Below are 19,508 nucleotides of genomic sequence, written 5' to 3' on the forward strand. Positions count from 1 at the left end.
ACACGACCCGGCCGTAGATCTTCGTTCGTAGTAGGCACCTCCTGACCCATGGGTCACGCAAGTCCCCCTCGAATCAGGCAAGATCGCACGACCTCCCCCGGCCACACCGCCGAAGAACTGAAGAGAGGCACATCCATGCCGTCATCCGCAGGGCACCCCTCCGCCACCCTGAACCGGAGGGGTTTCCTCAGAACCTCCCTGGGCGGCTCGGCCGCGCTGCTCGCCGCGCCCACCTTCGCCGGCTGGCTGGCCGCCGCCGACGCCAAGGCCGCCACCGCGCCGGCCGCGTTCGTCGACGACTACCGGACCAACGTCCCGGCGAACCTGACCCCCGAGACCAACGCGGTGGTCCGGATCCTCGGCGGGTTCGCCCAGATGTGGAAGACCGGCGGCGCCTGGAACACCGGCACCCCGCTGATGCCCGAGGTGCTGCGCGCCAACATGCGCTACTGCGCCCGGATCACGGCCGCGCGCACGGACGCCGAGGCGAAGACGGCGTTCCTCTACGACCGGCAGCACCAGAGCTACGCGATGATCGCGGGCCTCGGTCCGCTCGCCGACCTGTACAAGGCGGGTGCCAAGGCGGTCACCTCGATCACCGCCGCCCCCGACGGCACCCCGCCGGCCAAGGTCGACGACGCCGTGCCCGCCGACGCCCCGGCCGGCTCGGCGCTCGGCGCGGGCTCCCACGACTCCGCGCTGGGCAAGGTGGCGGAGCTGGTCGACACCGTGCGCGGCCCCTACGCCTCCGGCAACCCCGCCAAGTACGCCTTCCAGTACCCGCGCCCCTGGCGCATGAACGAGCACAGCGAGGTCGTCGACACCGGGAAGACGGACGCGTTCGGCTACCCCGTGTACGACTCGAAGGTGGTCGTCGCCCCGCAGCTGCTGCGCCAGCGCAGCACCTCCCCCACCGACGACGGCGGCTTCCCCAGCGGCCACACCAACGCCTTCCACCTGGCGGGCCTCGCGCTGGCGTACGCGGTCCCCGAGCGCTTCCAGGAGCTGGTGACCCGCGCCTTCGAGCTCAGCCACACCCGGATCATGGCGGGCATGCACTCCACGGTCGACGTCATCGGCGGCCGGATCATGGCCACCGCGCTGGCCGCGGCGACCCTCGCGGACCCGGCCAACGCCGCCCTCAAGCAGGCCGCCCGGGCCCAGGCGCTGACGTACTTCGAGCAGCGGACCGGGACGGACGCCGACACCCTGTACGCCTACGCGCACGCGGCCGGCCCCGACACCGACCCCTACGCCGACCGGGCCGCCAACGCCCGCGCGGTCACGCCACGGCTGACGTACGTCCTCGACCGGCGCGGCCACAGCGCACCGCTGACCGTGCCCAAGGGCGCGGAGGTGCTGCTGGAGACGCGGCTGCCGTACCTCGACGCGGCGCAGCGGCGTGAGGTGCTGCGCACCACCGGGCTGCCCGCCGGGTACGTGCTGCTCGACGGCTTCGAGCAGTGGGGCCGGCTGAACCTGTTCGCCGCGGCGGACGGCTACGGCGCCTTCGACTCCCACGTCACCGTGACCCTCGACGCGGCCGCCGGGGGCTTCTCGGCCGCCGACAGCTGGCGCAACGACATCGACGGGCGCGGCGGCCTGACCAAGCGGGGCAGCGGCACGCTCACCCTCACCGGCCGCAACCGGTACACCGGCGGGACCGTGCTGGCGGCGGGCACGCTGGTCGCGGGCTCGGAGGACGCCCTCGGGCACGGTGACGTGCGGGTCGCCGACGGCACGCTGCGGGTGGACGAGCAGGTGCGGGTGCACGGGGTGTACGGCCAGGACTCCGGCACCCTGGCGGTCACCCTGCGCGCGAGCGGCAAGGCGCCGCTGGTGGTGCGGCGGCGCGCGGTGCTCGGCCGGGGCAGCGTGCTGTCGCTGCGGCTGGACGCCGAGCGGCCGCCCGCCGAGGGCAGCACGGTGCCGGTGATCGACGCAGCCCGGCTGAGCGGACAGTTCGACCGCGTCGAGGTGAACTCCGACCGGCTGCGCGCCGTACCGGTCTGTACGGCAGACGGTCTGTCGGTACGACTCGTGAGGCGGTGACGTGCCCGGTGGCGGGGGCGATGCGAGAGTAGGGCCGTGAGCGGCCTTCCGATCGCCGCCGCCACCGACCGGCGCGGGACACCGCAGGGCGGACGATGACGCGCGAACAGCACTCGGTCCTCGCATCCGAGGCTCCCGAGGCACTCCGGGCCCCCGGCTCCGGCGGTCCGGCGCCGCGGGCGGCACTGCCCGCCCGGGCACGCCTGTACGCCTGGCTGCGCCGCCGCCGGCGGTGGCTGGTGCCGCTGCTGGTGGCACTGCTGCTGACGCAGATGGCCGTGGCGATGGTGACGACGGCCGTGCGGCAGACGCCGACGATCGACGAGCCGGTGTACGTGGCCACGGCCACCGACTACCTGCGCGAGCACCGCGTCCGCTACAACGCCGAGCACCCGCCGCTCGGCAAACTGGTCATCATGGCGGGGGTCGCGGTCGCCGACCCGCACTACGACGCCTCGTTCCACGGCGACCAGGGCGAGGTGGGCCGCCATCTGCTCTACGAGTCCGGCAACGACCCGTGGCGGCTGATGCTGTGGGCACGGCTGCCGGTGATCGCGCTGACGCTGCTGTTCGGGCTGGTCGTCCACGCCTTCGCGCGGGAGGTCGCCGGCCGGGCGGGCGGCCTGGCGGCGCTGGCGCTGTACGCCTTCTGCCCCGATGTGATCGCGCACGGTTCGCTGGCCACCCTCGACGTACCGGCCGCCGGGTTCGTGCTGACGTCGGCCTGGCTGGTGTGGCGGGCCCGCCGCCGCCCCAGGCTGTACCTGCCGCTCGCGGGGGCGGCGCTCGGAGCGGCTCTGGCGACCAAGATGAGTGCCCTGCCCGCGGTACCGGTGCTGATGCTGCTGGCCGCCGTGTCGGTGTACCCGCGGGAGCGGGCCGCCCGCCGTACGGCCGTGGCGCGGACGCTGATCGCGGCGGCCGTCGTGGCGCTGGTGGCGCTCGCCGTCGTCTGGGCGGCCTACCTGGCCGTCGACCCCCGGCTGCGCTTCGCACCCGCCGGTCCCGTGCCGGTCGTCCACGGGCTGCGCGGGCGCCTCACGGACCTGCTGCCGTTCCCGCACGCGTACCGGGCCGGGATGCTGATGCAGTTCTCCATGGAGGACTACCCGTGGCAGGGCTACCTGTTCGGGCGGCTCTACACCGGCTCGCTCTGGTACTACCTCCCGGCCGCCCTGCTGGTGAAGACCCCGCTCGGCATGCTGGCGCTGTGGGCGGCCGGTGCGGTGGCCGTCGTACGGATGCGGAGGCCGCGGCCCGCCGCGCCGTACATCCTGGTGCCGCCCGCCGTCCTGCTCGCTGCGGCGATGACCGGCTCACGGGACTTCGGCACCCGGTACGCCGTGTTCGTGCCGATGTTCCTGGCGGTCGGGGCGGGTTCCCTGCTCCTGGTGCGCCGACGGTGGGCAGCTCTGGCGGCGGGGGCGCTGGTGTTGTTCGTCGCCGTCAGTTCCGTGCGTGCCTTCCCCTACTACCTGCCGTACTCCAACGAGGCGTTCGGCGGGCCGGCGAAGACGCACCTGCGGCTGCACGACTCCAACGTGGACTGGGGACAGGACCTCGGCCGGCTCGCCGACCGGCTGCGGGACCGGTACCGGGGGGAGCGGGTCTGGCTCGTGTACAAGGGGGCCGCTCCGCCCTCGTACTACGGCATCCACGCGGCCGATCCACGCCGGGTGCCGCCGGACGAGGTGCACGGGGTGCTCGTGGTGTCCGACTCGTCCGTGGCCAAGGCGCGGGGGAAGCTGGCGCAACTGATCCGCGGCAGCCGTGCGATCGACGACGTGGGGCATTCGATCACCATCTACCGGCGGTGAGCCCGGCGGGCCTCCCGTCGGTGCCACAACCCCTGGTCGTAACGGCCCGTCGGCTATGTTGAGACATCGTGGGAGACAAAGGAGGCGCACCGGTGCCATCGCCCCAGCAGGCACGCGCGCAGGCATCCGCGATCACCTCGGGCAGGGCCGTACCGGAGGCCGAGGCGTCACCGACCTCCCGGCTCCGTGAGCTCTTCGACGGGCCCCGGCTGTCGCCCGGGCAGCGCCGGATCGCCCAGTACCTCATCGAGAACATCACCGAGGCCGCGTTCCTGTCGATCACGGACCTCGCCGACCGGGTCGGCGTGAGCCAGCCGTCCGTGACGAGGTTCGCCGCCGCGGTCGGCTTCAGCGGTTACCCGGCGCTGCGGGAGAGGCTCCAGTCGATCGCGCTCGGCACGCTGGCCGGCGGCCCCGCGGCGGCCGAGGAGAACCGCAGCAACGAGCTCCAGGCGGCCGTGGACGCCGAGATCCAGAACCTGGAGAACCTCCGGCGGGACCTGGCCGACCCCGCCCGGGTGATCCGGATCGGCCGCGAGCTGTCCCGGTCCGCCCCGCTGACCGTGCTGGGCCTGCGCATCTCCGTCTCCCTGGCCGAGTACTTCGCCTACGCCGCCCGCCGTATCCACCCCGACGTACGGCTGGTGACCCGGGGCGGCAGCGTGGCCTACGACGCGTTGCTGCAGTCCCGCGAGGCGGGCGGTACCTGGGTGCTGGCCTTCGGCATGCCCCGGCACGCGCAGGAGACGCTCAACGCGGTCCGGGTCGCTCGCGGCGCGGGCCTGAAGGTCGCCCTGGTCACCGATCTGGCGCTCGGCCCGCTGGCGGACGAGGCCGACGTCACCTTCACCACCGGCACCGGCTCCCGGCTGGTGTTCGACTCCTACGCCGCTCCCGGCCTGATGGCCGCCGCGCTGCTGCAGGCGATGACCGACGCCGACCCGGAACGCACCCAGGCGCGGCTGGAGGAGTACGAGCAGATCGCCGAGCAGCATCAGTTCTTCCTCAAGGACTGAGGAAATCCCCATTCGGGGCACGGGGGGATCATGTGCGCATATCGCGCATGAATGTTTTCATACGTCTTGCAAAGCCGACGGCATATATAAATACTGCTCACGGACCGCACCCGGCCAACTCCGGGTACGGACCGTCCCCAAGGACTCACCCCTGGCAAGCGCCCGAGAAAGCCGACGGACCCGCCCATGCGCACGCAAGCCCGCACGCCGCGCCGGCGACCGCCTTCCCCGGGCCCCTGCACGGACACCCCCAGCCGCCGTCCCCTACCCGCGTCGGCGCCGGGAGTGTTCGATCGGGCGTCGCCTGCGCGAGCGCCCCTGGCGGCCCCGGTCATCCCCTAGGCCGGGGCCGCCACATCCCGTCGGACCACCCCGCACGACGCCGCACACCCGGAAGCGATGACCATGCCCCTCACGACCACGCGCACCCGTCCCGACTGGCCCTGTCAGGTCAAGACGCCCGGCTCCTACGACTGGGAGCGCTCGGCGGCCAGATGGCTGCGCGACCTGATCCCGGCCCGCTACGCCAGCTACCCGGCGCTGATCCGCCACCCGGTGCTGCTCGCCCGGCACGCCCAGATACAGGTGCAGCAGGAGATCCGGGTGGCCCGCACCGCGCTGCAGACCGCGCGCGCCGAACTGCCCGTGCTCGGCCTGCCCGAGTCGGTCATCGAGCACACGATCAAGATGTACGCGGCCGAGGTGCTCCAGCTGCAGCACATCGCCCGCAGCGTCCGGGCGGTCACCGAGGCCCTGGTCGGGCACAGTACGGGCCGCTGAGCCCGCCCGGGTCCACGGCCGGGGGGCTCCGTGGGCCGCAGGGTGTGATCGGAGCGGCCCTGATGTGCCATGCTCGTTCGCGTGACGAGCGAGCCCGCGCCCACCCCGCAGACCGGCGGCGTCCCCGACCTGGCGGCGCTGGCCAAGGTGGTGGCGAGACAACGCGCGGAGATGGACCGGCTCCAGGACCTGGCGGCGACGTCGGCCGTCGTGGAGCGGGCCAAGGGCGCCCTGATGGCGCTCACCGGATGCTCACCGGACAGCGCGCACGAGGAGCTCCTCCACCGCGCCAAGGCGGGGGGCCGCACGCTCATCGAGGAGTGCTGGCTGACCCTGGGCGCCCTGATGCCGCCGCTGGAGGACCTCGACCCGGCGCCCCCGGCGGCCACGGCCGACGGTGGCGGCGGTGGCGGCGACGCGGGTGCCGGCGGCGGCGCGGGCCCGGTGTTCCGCGCGGTCGCCGAGTCCCCCGTCCGGACCGGCGCCGCCCTGCAGGCCGCCGGGCCCGACGACCACTCCGAGGTGCTGGCGCGGATCGGCCGTGCCCTGGTGCGGGTCGGCTCACCGCAGGAGCTCGCCCTATGCCTGCTGGAGCGCCTCAGGCCGGAGGTGGGGGCCGACGCCGTCCTGCTCTTCAGACGCCTGCCCGAGGGCGGCCTCGAACTCATCGGGCACGCCGGTGTGGGCCCCACGCTGGCCGCGCAGTGGCACCGGGTGCCCCCGCTCGCCGGAGTCGCCCCGCTGGACGTCCTGCGCAGCCATGAACCGTGCTGGCTGGAGGATCTGCCCTCGGACCGGTCGCGGTACCTGCTGATAGGGGATCCGCCCGAGCGGTGGCGGTCGCGCGCCTGGCTGCCGGTGACGACCGGGGAGACCGCCGACGTGGCGCTCGGCGTGCTGCGCGGGAGCGGTGAACCGTTCGCGCCCCGTACCCGGGAGCTCCTGCTGGCCGTCGCCCGGCTCTGCGCCGGCCGGCTGCGCGCCTTCGAGACACCGCAGGAGAGCCCCACCGCGAGCGCCGCCGAGGCCGTGCAGACCGTGTTCGACGTGCTCCCGGGCACGGCCGTCCTGCTCACCCCGCTGCGCTCCGCGTCGGGCGAGGTGGAGGACTACCGCATCGACGCCGCGACCCCGGACTCGATCGACGTCCTGGGCCGCACCGGACGCGAGCTGATCGGCCTGCGCATCCTGGAGTGCTATCCGTCCGTGGCGGGCGAACCCCTGTGGCACGGGTACCTGGCCGCGCTCACGACCGGGGAACCGTACGAGGGCGAGCCGTTCGCCTACCACGAGGTGGTGGCCGGACTGCCGCGGGTCGCCACGTACTCGGTGCGGGCGGCGCGGCTGGGTGACGGGCTGATCGTCAGCTGGATCCGGCACGACCCCGCCGAGCGGCAGGAACAGCGGCTGGCGGACGTGCAGCGACTCGGCAACCTCGGCTGGGCCAACTGGAACCTGGTCACGTACGAGGCCTCGTGGTCGGTCCAGGTGTACGCCATCCTCGGCCGGGACCCCGTGCGTGGTCCCGTCCCCCTGGAACGCCTGCCTGATCTGGTGCTGCCCGAGGACGCTCCGGTCCTCTCCCGTGCCGTCACCGAACTCGTCCGCGCCGGGCGGTCGTTCGACGTGCCGTTCCGGATCCCGACCGGCAACGGGGTCCGGCACCTGCGGGTGGTCGCGGAGGCGGTGGCGGACCAGGACGGCACGCCCGTCGAGGTGCACGGCTTCGTCCAGGACCTCACCGCGCAGCGCAGCGCCGAACTGGCGCTGGTGGAGAGCGAGCGGGCGGTACTGATGCAGCGCGGCATCCTGCAGGCGGAGCGGGCGATGGCAGCCCGGCTGCAGCACGCGCTGCTGCCGCTGCCGAGCAAGCCGGTCGAGCTGGCAGGGCTGCGGGTCGACGTGTCCTACGTGCCGGCCCAGTCGGAGATCCATGTCAGCGGAGACTGGTTCAGCGCCATCGAACTGCCCGACCACAACGCCCTGTTCGTGGTCGGCGACGTGGCGGGGCACGGCATCGGCGCCGTCGCCACCATGGCCCAGCTCCGCTTCACCGCGAAGGGCATGGTCAGCACGGGTTCCTCGCTGACCGGCGCGCTGGCCCGGCTGAACACGCTGCTGCTGCACTCCAGGGACAGTCACGGCACCGCGACCATGGTGCTCGCCCGCTACGAGCGCGAGGGTCGCCGGCTGTCCTGGGCCCAGGCGGGACACCTGCCGCCGCTGCTGCTGCGCGGGGGCGAGGCCCGCTTCCTCGACCGGCCGGCCGGCATGCTGCTCGGAGCGACCGCGTCGCCGGTCTACCAGGCCGCCGAATTCCGTCTGGAGCCCGGAGACCGGCTGTTGCTCTACACCGACGGCCTGGTCGAACGGCCCGGCGAGGGCCTTGACGCGGGCCTCACCCGCCTGGCCGCGGCCGTCCTCGCCCACCCGACCGACGAGCCGGGCGCCCTGGAGGCCCTGCTCGCCGCGATGCTTCAGGGCGAGCGGCGCGACGACGTGTGCGTACTGGACATACGGGTGCCGCCCGAGACGGCGTGAGACGGATCCGGCCGGGTCAGTCCGCCGGGTGGCCGGGGTCGATGGTGAGGGCGTCGCCCAGCCGCAGCAGCGGCCCCGCGCGCCGTTCTCCCCACTGCACGGGGTCGAGGAGGAAGCCCACGTGGTCGCCGCCGTCGACGCGCTCCAGCACGGTGCCGACGAACCAGGCCGCCGCGTCCTCGAGGACGACGGCCCCGCCGTGGCCCCGGGTCCACGGCACATCGGCGAACTTGTCGACCCGGTCGCCGGTCTCCCCGCCGAAGAGCGCCGCCGTCTCGTACTGCTCCCGGGTCAGCAGGTGGACGGCGAGACAGTCGGCGTTCCGGGCCACCCGGTAGGTGTGGTTGACCTTGGACAGCCACACCATGAAGCGCACGGGCTTGAGAGAGCACTGGGAGGCGAACCCGACCAGGCAGCCCGAGCGTTCGTCGCCCACCGAGGCCGTGACCACGCACATGTCGGGGTTCAGCCGGTGCATGAACACGTCCGGGTCGGCCATGCCGGCCCCACCTCCTCGTCCTCGACCGTCCTCGGCGACGGCTCCCCCCTAGGGTGCCCCGGGACGCCGCCGTCTCACCCGGTGGTGAGGCTGGTACGGGACTCCAGGGAGCGGCGTGTGTCGTCGCCGTAGACGCCCCTCTCGTCGCCGCTGATGCCGTACCAGACCTGGAAGCGGGCGACCGCCGCGGTGAGCGTGGCGTCGTACCGGCCGCTGGTGGAGCCGTCGCGGTAGACGTCGGGGATGCGCAGCAGACGCTGCTGCAGTTCGGCGACCTCGGGGCCGCTGTCCCCCTGGCGCAGGGTTCCCGCGCCGTCCGGGTCGGTGGCGGTGGTGGGGCCGGTGGCGGCCGGCGTGGTAGGAGCGGCCGGTGTGGCGGGGGCGCTGGTGGCCGGTCGTTCGGGCTGCGCGGCCGAGGCGGTCTCCTGGCGGCCGGGCAGCAGCAGGGCGCAGCCGAAGCCGACCAGCGAGGCCGCGGTGACGGCGACCGCGACGGCGGCGCGGCGCAGCCCGGGGCCGAAGCCGAACCGGCCGGTGCCGGGCGCGGCGGGCGAAGGGCCGGGAGGGAAGGCGGAGACGGGCGGCAGTTCCTCGGTGTCGTCCTCGGCGGGCGGTCCCGCGGAGGCGTGTGCGGCCGAGGGGCCGTTCCAGGGCTCCGGGGCGGTCCGGTCCGCGGGCGGCTGCGGGCGGGCGGCGTCCTGCTCCATCTCCCGCATCAGCTCGGCGAGCGTGTCGAGGCGGCGTGGGCGCAGCACACGGATGGGTTCGAGGACCGGACCGCGGTGCGGTCGGTCCTGCTCGGGTGGTGTCGACACGGGCGCTCTCCTTCCGTCCCCGAGCAGAGATACGCAGGCGCGCGCTCAGGGGTTCAGAGAGCACTCGGTTCCCCATGGGCCGCACTGAGTGCCACGGCGTCCGGACGGGTGCTACGTTCACGTCCATGAGCTCGAGCAGCGCGGCGCCCGCCGCGAAGCCGCCCATGCGGGACGCCCTGGTCGCGGCGGCCTTCCGGCTGTTCCTGGACCGCGGCTACGAACAGACCACCGTGGACGACATCGTGGCGCTCGCCGGGGTCGGCCGGCGCTCGTTCTTCCGTTACTTCCCCTCCAAGGAGGACGTGGTCTTCCCCGACCACGAGCGCTGTCTGGCCGACATGACCGCCTTCCTGGCCGCGAGCGGCGAGGAGCACGAGCCGGTCGGACGGGTCTGCGACGCGGCCCGGCTGGTGCTGCGGATGTACGCGGAGAACCCCACCTTCTCGGTGCAGCGTTACCGCCTCACCAAGAAGGTGCCGGGACTGCGTGCGTACGAGCTGTCTGTGGTGTGGCGTTACGAGCGGGCTCTCGCCGACTATCTGCGCGGCCGTTTCGCCGGCCGGCCCGACGGGACGCTGCGGGCCGATGTGATCGCCGCCGCGGTGGTCGCGGCGCACAACAACGCGCTGCGTTCCTGGCTGCGTTCGGGCGGCGAGGGGGACGCGAGCGTGACGGTGGACCGTGCGCTGGGGTACGTGCAGTCCGCGTTCGGCCGGCCCTCCGTGGTGGCGCCCGAGGGGCAGCGGCCCGAGGACGTGGTCGTGCTGGTGTCCCGGCGCGGGGCGCCGCTGTGGCGGGTGGTGCAGGAGCTGGAGTCCGCGCTGGGCCGGGGCTGATCCGCCGGCTCGCGTGGCCGGCCGGCCAAAGTTCAGGGTACCGAGTGCCTTTACGAGTGGCACTGAGTGCCATACTCTGTCGCCGTGCACGGTGGCACGGTGAACCGCGCACCCGTGTGCGCGGCTGCGCCGGGCACGCGGTTTCCGGCCGAGCGCAGGGAGTTACCAGCGTGTACCACCAGTCAGCAAGCGCCGTCTCTCCGGCGGCCGGCTCCGCGACGGGCATCCTCGACACCCGGACCGCGGACCCCAAGGACGCCCTCGTCTTCCAGCGGTGCAACTGGTGCGGCACCGCCACGTACCACCGGCTGCTGTGCCCCGTGTGCCAGGGCAGCGACCTGCGCACCGAGCGCAGCGAGGGCGTGGGCACGGTGCGCCACTCGACCGTGGTGCACCGCAACACGCCCGCCGCGCGCAACGTGTCGCTCGTCGAGATGGCGGAGGGCTTCGTCGTCCGCGGCCGGGTGATGGGGCATCCCATCGGCATCCACAGCGGTGACCGGGTGCGGCTGTCCACGGCGAAGGACCCGGTGCGGGGCGAGCCGGTCTTCCAGCTGCTCGACGAGCCCTACCGCGCCTGGAGCTGACGCCCCGCCGTTCTCTCCCGCCGCACAGGCAACCCACAGCCCCCTCCTCCCGTCCTCCCGGACACGGGGTTCCGGGACGTCCGGACAGCCCCGACCGGACGTTCAAGGAGGGGAACTGTGGTCCGTGCCCGGCGAATATGGGTCACCGCCGCCGTGTTACTCGCGGTGGCGGGAGGATCTCCAGGGCTGGCGCAGGCGAAGCAGCAGGCCGACAGGGGGCTGTCCACCGCCGAGGCGGGCGAGGGCCTGCCCCCGGGCTGGCACATCGACGGTGCGCGCTCGGCGCCGCAGTTGGTGTGGCGGTCGGCCTCGCGGGTGCCCATGGGCGATGCGCGGGTGGAGTTCCGTGCGGCGGGACGGTCCCTGGGCGTTCCGGCGCCGGGGAAGGACGGGCACAGCTTCCGCCTCGGCCTCGACGGTGTGCGGGCGGACGAGCTGAAGAGGCTCGAAGTGTGGGCGGGCGGGCGCCGGCTGGACGCCGGGGCGGCCACCGCCCCGCAGGGCCGCACCGCTGCCGCCCGGCCTCCGGCCCCGCTGCCCGCGGGTCGTGTGGACCCGGGCAAACCGGGCTCGTACCGGACGGTGACCGGTGAGTACACACTCAAGTCGGTGCGGCTGCCCGGGTTTTCGGAGCCCGTCGAGATGAAGGGCGTGGTGGTGGCGCCGACCGGGGCGACCGGGCGCAGACCGCTGGCGCTCTTCCTGCACGGACGTCACTACACCTGCTACACCGCGCACGGCGAGATCACCGGCGACTGGCCCTGCAAGACGGGCAGCAAGCCGGTGCCGAGCGACCGCGGCTACCTCAGTGACCAGAGACTGCTGGCCTCGCAGGGCTATGTGACGGTGTCGATCTCCGCCAACGGCATCAACGCCCAGGACGACGCCGCCGAGGACGGCGGGGCACAGGCCCGCTCGTCGCTGGTGCGGCTGCACCTGGCCCGGTGGGCCGACTGGGCCGAACACCCGGGCACCGCCCCGGCGGTGGTCCGCAGCGCGCCTCGCGCCGACCTGTCCCGTGTCCTGCTGGTCGGGCACTCCCGGGGCGGCGAGGGCGTGAACCGGGCGGCGCTGGACAGTCTCTACCCGCCGCCCGCCGCGCAGGACGGCTACCACGGCCCGGTGCGCTGGCACATCAGCGGCACCGTCCTGATCGGCCCCACCGTCTTCGGGCAGAACCCGGTGGCCGACGTGCCGTCGGTGTCGATCCTGCCGGGCTGCGACGGTGACGTCTCCGACCTGCAGGGCGAGGTGTACGTCGACGGCACCCGGGGCGTCAGCCTGGGCAGCGCCCTGCACAGCGCCGTCTACGTGATAGGCGCCAACCACAACTTCTTCAACACCGAGTGGACGCCGGGCCAGGCACAGGCGCCGGCCGAGGACGACTTCTGGGACGACTCGGACCACCCGGACCCGGTCTGCAAGAAGGGGGCGCCCACCCGGCTGACCGCGAACCAGCAGCACAAGGCGGGCTCCACCTACATCGCGGCCGCGGCGCGGCTGTTCGTCGCCGGGGACGACCGGGTACGTGAGCTGCTCGACGGTTCGGGCCGGCGGGCCCCGTCGGCGGACCCGGCGCGGGTGCTCACCCACGCGGTCGGCGCGAACCGCGCAGGACGGTTCCTGCCGGACGACCCGGCCGGTGAGGTGTCCGTGTCCGGCGCCCGGCTGTGCTCCGCGGTCGACCCCGACCCGGCCGTCGCCTGCCTGGGCCGGAACGCGAAGGGCGGCTCCCCGCACTTCGTCACCTGGGGGCCGGACAAGGAGGCCGGCCGGCACGCGGTCGCGCTGCGCTGGACGTCGCCCGGGTCCGCGGCGCGGATCGGCGCGGCCCGGCCCGTCGCCCTCGGCGGCGCCGAGGCGCTGGCACTGCGCGTGGTCGTCCCGCCGAACACCACCGGGACGCAGCTGGACGTGGCCCTCACCGACACCTCCGGCCGCACCGCCAACCTCGGCCGGGTGCGGGTGGACGGGCTGCCGGGCAGTGACCGGACCGCGTCCTACTGGGCACGCGAGGTGCGCGTACCGCTGGCCGCGGCCGGCCGGGCCGGGCTCGATCTGCGCCATGTCAAGTCGCTCCGGCTGACACCGCGTTCCCGTTCGGGGCAGGCCTGGCTGATGGACGCCTGGGGCTGGCGGCCCGGCACACCGGCGGTGCGGGCGGCGAAGCTGCCGCGGGTCGACATCGGCCGGACCACGGTCGACGAGGGCGACTCGGGCGTGCGGACCTACCGGGTGCCGGTGCAGGTGTCCGGGCAGGGCAGCGGCCAGGTGCGCGTGTACGTCGTCGACCCGGCGACCGGGCATGCGAAGAACCGGCTGGTGACGGTCCGGCCCGGCGGTCACGACATCGACGTAACGGTCAAGGTCCAGGGGAACACCCGGTACGGCGACGACGTGCCGCACGACATCGCCGTCAAGGCTGTGAAGGGCGCGGTCGTCGGCTCCTACGCGGGCGGGGTCACCGTCCGCAACGACGATCCCGCTCCGAAGATCACCGTGACCCCGGTGGCCGGCCGGGTGACCGAGGGGCAGGCCCTGAAGTGGCGGTTCTCCCTGTCGGAGGCCGCCGACGCGGATCTGGGGGCGGCGTTCGCCGCGGTCCCGGTCACCGGTGCGGAGCTGTCCAGCAAGGACGTCGAACCGGACTGGCTGCGGGACACCGCCGACGCGTCACCGGACCCGGAGCGGCCGCTGTCGAAGGTGGACGGCCTCCTCCTGTGGGTGGACATCCCGGCGGGCCGGCTGACCACCGACGTGACCCTGCCCACGGTCACGGACCGGGTCGCCGAACCCGAGGAGTCCGTGCGCCTGCAGCAGATCGAGGGCGGGCCCCAGTCGGACGAGCTGGTCATGGACGGCACGGTGCTGGACGCGTCGTAACGGCGCACCGCACACCGGCGGGCCGCGGCGTACCGGCCGCGGCCCGTCTGCGTGCCGGGCGCAGCAGGGGGCAGCGGACGGCCGGGGGCCTCACAGGGCCGCCGCCATCCGTCGTACCCCCTCCGTGATCACCTCGGGCGATGTCGCCAGGTTCAGCCGTACGTGACCGGCTCCGCCGGTGCCGAACGGGACGCCGGAGCTGAGGGCGACCCGGCCGCGCTCCAGGAAGACCTCCGCCGGGTCGGCGCCGAGACCGAGCCCGCGGCAGTCCAGCCAGGCCAGAAAGGTGGCCTCGGCCGGGCGGTAGCGGACGGCGGGCAGCTGCTCGGCGAGCAGCCGGGTGAGCAGACGCCGGTTGTCGTCGAGGCCGGCCAGCAGGACGTCCAGCCAGCCGGTGCCCTCGCGCAGGGCGGCCGTGTGCGCGAGGGCGCCGACGTGGCTGGGGCCGTGCCCCACTTCCTCGGGCAACCGGGCGAGGTCGGTGGCGGCCTCGGGTCCGGCGAGGGCCAGCGCGGCCTTCAGGCCGGCCAGGTTCCAGCCCTTGGACGCCGACATCAGCGACAGGCCGCGCTCCCCGCCCGGCACGCCCAGGTACGGCACGAAGGCGGTGCCCGCGGCGACCAGCGGTGCGTGGATCTCGTCGGCCACGACCCGCACGCCGTACCGCTCGGCGAGCGCGGCAACGGCGGCCAGTTCCCGGGCCGTGTGCACGGTGCCGGTCGGGTTGTGCGGGCTGCACAGCAGGTAAGCGGCCCGCCCACCGCCGGCGGCCGCGCTGCGGAAGGCCTCCTCGAGGACGTCGAGGTCGATCCGCAGGTCCGCCCCGAGCGGCGCCTCGACCACGCGCCGGTCCATGTGGGTGACGAACTGGTAGAACGGCGGGTACACCGGCGGGTTGACGACCACCGGATCTCCCGGGCCGGTGACCAGCTTGAGCATCTCGACGACGCCCAGCATCACGTCGGGCACGATCGCCGCGCGTTCGACCGCGAGGCCGTGCCGTCCCCACCGCTCGGCGGCGAACGCCACCAGCGCCTCGGCGTAGGCGCTGCCCGCCGGATAGCCGGTGTCTCCCAGCTCCATCGCCCGGGTGACCGCACCGATCACGGCCGGGGCGAGCGGCACGTCCATCTCCGCCACCCACATCGGCAGCACGTCCGCCGGATAGGTACGCCACTTCATGCTGGTGCGGCGTCGGAGGCGGTCGAGGGTGAGTACGCGCAGCGGATTCGGTTCACCTGGTGTGTCGTGAGGGATGCTGCTCATGGGCCCAAGATAGGGGGCCGGAGTGCGACCTGGTACGGGGCGCGGCCGGGGGCGGCCGGCGCAGACCCGACTGAAGTCGAGAAGATCACCGCAGCGGTGAACGCCCGCGCCCCGGGCCACGTATGAAGGGCAGGGCGCTCAACGACCGGAGGGCCCCGCGGTGTTGTAGGGGCATCGCGCGTTCGGGGTTCGGGAGCCATGCGATGAGGCACGCACGACGACGGGTCGTCCGGCGGGTGACACAGCTGGCGGCGGTCGGCGGACTCCTGTTGGGAGGCGTCATGGTCACCCAGGCCATGGCGAGCGAGAGTCCCGGCACGTCCGCCGCGCCCTTCAGCGCGGCGAGCGGGGCCGGGAAGACCGGCACCGCCCTGGTGGCGAAGCTCGGCACCTCGCGTACGGCGGGCAGCTGGATCGGCGCCGACGGGCGTCCGGTCGTCGCGGTCACCGACGACAAGGCGGCGACCGTGGTGAAGGAGGCGGGGGCCACGCCCAAGGTCGTGCCGCACAGCATGAACGAGCTGAAGTCGGCCACCGCCGCACTGCGTTCGGCGCCCCGGGTGGCGGGCACGGCCTGGTCCGTCGACTACAAGACCAACCAGGTGGTGGTGCAGGCCGACAAGACCGTGTCGGCGGCCGACTGGAAGCGGCTGTCGAAGGTGGCGAAGAGCATCGGCGGCTTCGTGCGGATGGAACGCACCGAGACCACCTTCACCACCCGCCTCAACGGGGCACAGCCGATCCTGTCCACGACCGGCCGCTGCTCGGCCGGCTTCAACGTCACCAACGGGCAGAGCGACTTCATCCTGACGGCCGGTCACTGCGGCCCCTCCGGTTCCACCTGGTTCGCCGACAACCAGGGCAACCAGCAACTGGGCACGACGCTGCAGAGCAACTTCCCCGGCAACGACTTCTCGCTCATCCAGTACGCCTCCGGGAAGGCCGGGGACGGGGCGGACGTGGTGGCCATCGGCAACGGCAACGGCGTCCGGATCACCGGCGCGGCCGATCCCACGGTCGGGCAGAAGGTGTTCCGCAGCGGCAGCACCAGCGGGCTGCACGACGGGACGGTGACCGGGCTCAACGCGACCGTGAACTACCCCGAGGGCACCGTCACCGGGCTGATCCAGACCAACGTGTGTGCCGAACCGGGTGACAGCGGCGGCCCGCTGTTCTCGGACGGCGTCGCACTGGGCGTGACCTCGGGCGGCAGTGGCGACTGCACCACGGGCGGCACGACCTTCTTCCAGCCGATCACCAAGGCGATGTCGGCGCTGGGCGTCCAGCTGATCGTGTCGACGCAGAACGCCGCCGGGAACCAGGGCGCCTCCCCCGCCCCGTCCGGGGCGGCCACCCAGAGCGCCGTGGCGCCCAACGCGGCCACCCCCGGCTCGTCGGCGCCGGTCACCGGTACCGTGGAGGGCACGACCTTCCTGTCCCGGCTCACCGACACCAGGAACGTCGGCCCCGGCCTGCTGGTGATCGCGGGCAGCCTGATCGCCCTGGTCGCGACGCGGTACTTCCGTTCGGAACAGGACCGCAGGGCGTACCAGAGGTACTACGGGGCCACGTGGGGCTGACCCGGCCGGACACGCGGGACAGGACAGGAAGGGCACCCGTGCGCTCACGGGTGCCCTGGACGGTACTGCGGGGTCGGCGGATCAGGCCGCGGGGTCCGGCTGAGGGGTGGCGGCGGCCCACTCCAGAACGAGCCGCTGGTACTCCTCGCGCTGCTCGGTGGTCAGTGTCCCGCCCGACCGGAGCCACAGGGCCCGGATCTCCTCGTTGACCTCCGCGGCCGATCGCTCGGAGACGGCTTCAACAGTGGTGGACATGATGTGAAGCATATGCCGATCGGCGTGAAGGTGCCGTGAGTAAGTACCTGGAATTCGGACATTGCGGACCGTGTTACTCATCACGTCAAGAGAGCGGGAAGCTACGGCGAGTTCACCCTTCGGCAGTCGCCGAGGACCAGCACCTGGATCGCCAGCACGGCCGCCCCGCGGGCCCAGTCGTGGAAGTCGGAGATCTTCGTCTCCAGGCCGACCGGAGCGGCCAGTGGGTGACGGCCCGCCCGGATGCCCTCCTCGACCGTCGCGCCGGCCACATCCATCAGCCCGACGCCCTCCCCGGCCAGCAGGATCTTCTGCGGCATCGCGAAGTTGGCGATCTGCGCGATCAGCGTGCCCAGCGCCCGCGCCGCCTCGTCGATCACCCGCGCGGCCATCGGCTCCCCCTCGGCGGCGCCGGCGAGGATCTCCCCGTACGTCGCGTCGCGGCCGGTGGCGGCCCGGATCTGGTAACGGATGCTGGGGATCGTGAGCAGGGACACGGCGCTGCCGCGTGCGCCGTCCGGCGTCAGCGGGCCGTGCGGCTGGATGATCCAGTGGTGCCCGAAGCCGCGGTCCTCCCCGGCGTGCGGCACCCGCTTGCCGCCGAGTACGAGTCCGTAGCCGATGCCGGCCCCGATCGTCAGCACGGCGAAGCGCTCGAGTCCGCGTCCGGCGCCGAACCAGGTCTCCGCCTCGACCAGGGCGGCGACGTCGTTCTCGACGACCACGGGCAGCCCGGTGCGCTCCCCCACCAGCTCGGCGAGCGGCACGTCACGCCAGCCCAGGTAAGGCGAGTCGCCGACCACGGCCCGCTCCCGGACCAGGCCGCCCACGCCGATGCCGATTCCCGCGAGCGGGGCACCGGCGGCGGCGCCGAGCTCGGCCGTCATGGCGGCCAGCGTGCCGGCCACCTCCTCCGGTCCGCGGCCGGTGAGCGGGCGGTCCAGCCGGGCGGTGACCTCACTGCGGAGCGTGGTGCGGACGCCGTAGACCGTGTCACCGGTGACCTTGAACCCGAGGAAGGCGTGGGAGCCGGCGACGACATCGAGGGGCTGTGAAGGACGCCCCTGCCGCACCAGGGCCATGGGGCCTGCGTCGGGCACCTCGACCAGCAGACCGGACCCGATGAGCGGCTTGGTCAGCCGGGTCAGACTGCCTGCCGACAGATTCAGCCGCCGGGCGAGTTCGGTACGCGAGAGGGGGCCGTGGAGGAGCACCTCGATCGCCACGGAGCGCTCAGCGGGGCTCAGAGGGGGCCACCCGAGCCCGGAATTCTTCTGCATCAGAAGTAATCATGCCATCCCGGCGCCGCTCCGGTGCGAGAGTGGTGGCCTGATGCCGGGCCTTGACACCGTGATTCTTTCGATCCAAAAGTAAGCCCATGACTTTCTCCCTCGGCATCGTCGGAGCCGGACAGTTCTCCGGTCAGTTCGCCACGCTCTTCCAGGCCCACCCGGGGGTCGGCGACGTCTTCGTCACCGACCTGCTGCCCGAGCGGGCCGAGCGGCTCGCCGCCGCGCAGGGACTCGCGGGGACCTTCCCGTCGTACGAGGCCATGCTGGAGTCGAAGGCGGTGGACGCGGTCGCGATCTTCACCCAGCGCTGGACCCACGGCCCGCTGGTCCTGCAGGCGCTGGCGGCCGGGAAGCACGTGTACAGCGCAGTGCCCATGGCGATCACCACCGAGGAGATCGCGGCGATCGTCGAGGCGGTCCGGGCGACCGGTCTGACCTACATGATGGGTGAGACCAGCCAGTACAACCCGGCGACCGTGCACGCCCGCAACAGAATCGCCGAGGGTGCCTTCGGGCGCCTGTTCTACGCCGAGGGCGACTACGTCCACGACATGGATCTCGGGTTCTACGAGGCGTACCAGTACAGCGGCGGCGAGAACTGGAAGTCGACCGCCAGCTATCCGCCGCTGCTGTACCCGACGCACTCGGTGGGCGGCGTGCTCGGCGCCTGGCGGACGCACGCGGTGAGCGTGTCGGCGATCGGCGTGGTCGACGAGCGCGGGGACGGTGTGTTCGACAAGGAGGTCAGCCGGTTCGACAACGACTTCTCCAACGCGACCGCCCTGTTCGAGGTGGCGGGCGGCGGTTCGTTCCGCACGAACGAGTTCCGGCGGGTCGGCTACCCCTCCCACATACGGGAGTCGCGGTTCCGGTTCTTCGGCACGGACGCGAGCATGGAACAGCTCGCCACGGTCGCGCTGTGGCAGGACAAGAAGGGCGTCAAGGACATCACGGAGCTGCTGGAGCCGAAGCCCACGATGTCCCCGGACGACCCCTCGCTCCAGCACATCGCGCCGGAGCTGCGGGCGGCGTTCACCTCCGGGTCGGCGCCCGTGCACGACCGGTCGCGGCTGCCCAGGGAGTTCGACCACCTGCACAACGGTCACGAGGGCAGCCACCACTTCCTGGTGGACGACTTCGTGACCGCCGTGGCCACCCGCACCCTGCCGTCGGTGAACGCGTGGGTCGCGGCCCGCTACACCCTGCCGGGCATCGTCGCCCACGAGTCCGCGCGGCAGGGCGGGGTGCGGCTGGAGATCCCCGACCTCGGGGACGCGCCGGAGGCGTGA

General features: G+C 73.3%; 15 protein-coding genes. 10 read left to right on the forward strand and 5 right to left on the reverse strand.

The features are described from left to right. Positions 1-135: 135 nt before the first annotated feature. From ACFY0F_RS16155 to ACFY0F_RS16175, 5 genes are all read left to right on the forward strand, one after another. Positions 136-2,052, forward strand: coding sequence for a phosphatase PAP2 family protein (locus tag ACFY0F_RS16155; protein ID WP_388793618.1), 1,917 nt, complete (start codon positions 136-138; stop codon positions 2,050-2,052). A gap of 95 nt (positions 2,053-2,147) precedes the next feature. Further along, on the forward strand, positions 2,148-3,869 hold the full coding sequence (locus tag ACFY0F_RS16160) for a phospholipid carrier-dependent glycosyltransferase (protein WP_388793620.1): 1,722 nt from the start codon (positions 2,148-2,150) through the stop codon (positions 3,867-3,869). Positions 3,870-3,961: 92 nt separating this feature from the next. Beyond that, entirely contained in the window at positions 3,962-4,885 is a 924-nt protein-coding gene (locus tag ACFY0F_RS16165) for a MurR/RpiR family transcriptional regulator (protein WP_388793622.1), read from the forward strand. Between the two features lie 399 nt (positions 4,886-5,284). Beyond that, positions 5,285-5,665, forward strand: coding sequence for a hypothetical protein (locus ACFY0F_RS16170; protein ID WP_388793624.1), 381 nt, complete (start codon positions 5,285-5,287; stop codon positions 5,663-5,665). Positions 5,666-5,836: 171 nt separating this feature from the next. Further along, a complete protein-coding gene (locus tag ACFY0F_RS16175) occupies positions 5,837-8,206 on the forward strand; it encodes a SpoIIE family protein phosphatase (protein WP_388794077.1) in 2,370 nt (789 codons plus the stop codon). A 16-nt stretch (positions 8,207-8,222) separates the two neighbouring features. Here the strand turns inward: ACFY0F_RS16175 and ACFY0F_RS16180 are convergent, their stop codons facing one another. Further along, entirely contained in the window at positions 8,223-8,705 is a 483-nt protein-coding gene (locus tag ACFY0F_RS16180; protein WP_388793626.1) for a flavin reductase family protein, read from the reverse strand. A 74-nt stretch (positions 8,706-8,779) separates the two neighbouring features. Next, positions 8,780-9,520: a peptidoglycan-binding protein gene (locus ACFY0F_RS16185; protein ID WP_388793628.1), complete on the reverse strand. Its 741-nt coding sequence runs from the start codon at positions 9,518-9,520 to the stop codon at positions 8,780-8,782. A gap of 125 nt (positions 9,521-9,645) precedes the next feature. Between ACFY0F_RS16185 and ACFY0F_RS16190 the strand changes: the two genes are divergently transcribed. The 3 genes from ACFY0F_RS16190 (at position 9,646) to ACFY0F_RS16200 (ending at position 13,826) form a co-directional block, all read left to right on the forward strand. Beyond that, a complete protein-coding gene (locus tag ACFY0F_RS16190) occupies positions 9,646-10,356 on the forward strand; it encodes a TetR family transcriptional regulator (protein ID WP_388793630.1) in 711 nt (236 codons plus the stop codon). 170 nt (positions 10,357-10,526) lie between these two features. Next, positions 10,527-10,943, forward strand: a complete 417-nt coding sequence (locus ACFY0F_RS16195) for a Zn-ribbon domain-containing OB-fold protein (RefSeq protein WP_388793632.1) — start codon at positions 10,527-10,529, stop codon at positions 10,941-10,943. Positions 10,944-11,060: 117 nt separating this feature from the next. Continuing rightward, positions 11,061-13,826, forward strand: coding sequence for an alpha/beta hydrolase family protein (locus ACFY0F_RS16200; protein ID WP_388793634.1), 2,766 nt, complete (start codon positions 11,061-11,063; stop codon positions 13,824-13,826). A 90-nt stretch (positions 13,827-13,916) separates the two neighbouring features. Here the strand turns inward: ACFY0F_RS16200 and ACFY0F_RS16205 are convergent, their stop codons facing one another. Then, positions 13,917-15,092 (reverse strand): MalY/PatB family protein, encoded by a 1,176-nt coding sequence (locus tag ACFY0F_RS16205; RefSeq protein WP_388793636.1) that lies wholly within the window; start codon positions 15,090-15,092, stop codon positions 13,917-13,919. A 203-nt stretch (positions 15,093-15,295) separates the two neighbouring features. On the opposite strand from ACFY0F_RS16205, the gene ACFY0F_RS16210 reads away from it, so the two are divergent. Beyond that, the gene (locus tag ACFY0F_RS16210; protein ID WP_388793638.1) at positions 15,296-16,672 is read left to right on the forward strand and encodes a S1 family peptidase; all 1,377 of its coding nucleotides are present in this window, start codon (positions 15,296-15,298) and stop codon (positions 16,670-16,672) included. Between the two features lie 81 nt (positions 16,673-16,753). Here the strand turns inward: ACFY0F_RS16210 and ACFY0F_RS16215 are convergent, their stop codons facing one another. After that, the gene (locus ACFY0F_RS16215) at positions 16,754-16,939 is read right to left on the reverse strand and encodes a hypothetical protein (protein WP_388793640.1); all 186 of its coding nucleotides are present in this window, start codon (positions 16,937-16,939) and stop codon (positions 16,754-16,756) included. An 89-nt stretch (positions 16,940-17,028) separates the two neighbouring features. Further along, positions 17,029-18,207, reverse strand: a complete 1,179-nt coding sequence (locus ACFY0F_RS16220) for an ROK family protein (protein ID WP_388793642.1) — start codon at positions 18,205-18,207, stop codon at positions 17,029-17,031. A gap of 98 nt (positions 18,208-18,305) precedes the next feature. Between ACFY0F_RS16220 and ACFY0F_RS16225 the strand changes: the two genes are divergently transcribed. Then, positions 18,306-19,508: a Gfo/Idh/MocA family protein gene (locus tag ACFY0F_RS16225; protein WP_388793643.1), complete on the forward strand. Its 1,203-nt coding sequence runs from the start codon at positions 18,306-18,308 to the stop codon at positions 19,506-19,508.

The organism is Streptomyces sp. NPDC001544, from assembly GCF_042894285.1.
Lineage (GTDB): Bacteria > Actinomycetota > Actinomycetes > Streptomycetales > Streptomycetaceae > Streptomyces.

Bases quoted from the DNA above. Each gene is read 5' to 3' on its own strand.
- ACFY0F_RS16180 (WP_388793626.1), bottom strand. From the start codon at position 8,705: ATGGCCGACCCGGACGTGTTCATGCACCGGCTGAACCCCGACATGTGC.
- ACFY0F_RS16160 (WP_388793620.1), top strand. From the start codon at position 2,148: ATGACGCGCGAACAGCACTCGGTCCTCGCATCCGAGGCTCCCGAGGCA.
- ACFY0F_RS16175 (WP_388794077.1), top strand. From the start codon at position 5,837: ATGGACCGGCTCCAGGACCTGGCGGCGACGTCGGCCGTCGTGGAGCGG.
- ACFY0F_RS16170 (WP_388793624.1), top strand. From the start codon at position 5,285: ATGACCATGCCCCTCACGACCACGCGCACCCGTCCCGACTGGCCCTGT.
- ACFY0F_RS16220 (WP_388793642.1), bottom strand. From the start codon at position 18,207: ATGCAGAAGAATTCCGGGCTCGGGTGGCCCCCTCTGAGCCCCGCTGAG.
- ACFY0F_RS16225 (WP_388793643.1), top strand. From the start codon at position 18,306: ATGACTTTCTCCCTCGGCATCGTCGGAGCCGGACAGTTCTCCGGTCAG.
- ACFY0F_RS16155 (WP_388793618.1), top strand. From the start codon at position 136: ATGCCGTCATCCGCAGGGCACCCCTCCGCCACCCTGAACCGGAGGGGT.
- ACFY0F_RS16210 (WP_388793638.1), top strand. From the start codon at position 15,296: ATGAGGCACGCACGACGACGGGTCGTCCGGCGGGTGACACAGCTGGCG.
- ACFY0F_RS16190 (WP_388793630.1), top strand. From the start codon at position 9,646: ATGAGCTCGAGCAGCGCGGCGCCCGCCGCGAAGCCGCCCATGCGGGAC.
- ACFY0F_RS16205 (WP_388793636.1), bottom strand. From the start codon at position 15,092: ATGAGCAGCATCCCTCACGACACACCAGGTGAACCGAATCCGCTGCGC.
- ACFY0F_RS16215 (WP_388793640.1), bottom strand. From the start codon at position 16,939: ATGCTTCACATCATGTCCACCACTGTTGAAGCCGTCTCCGAGCGATCG.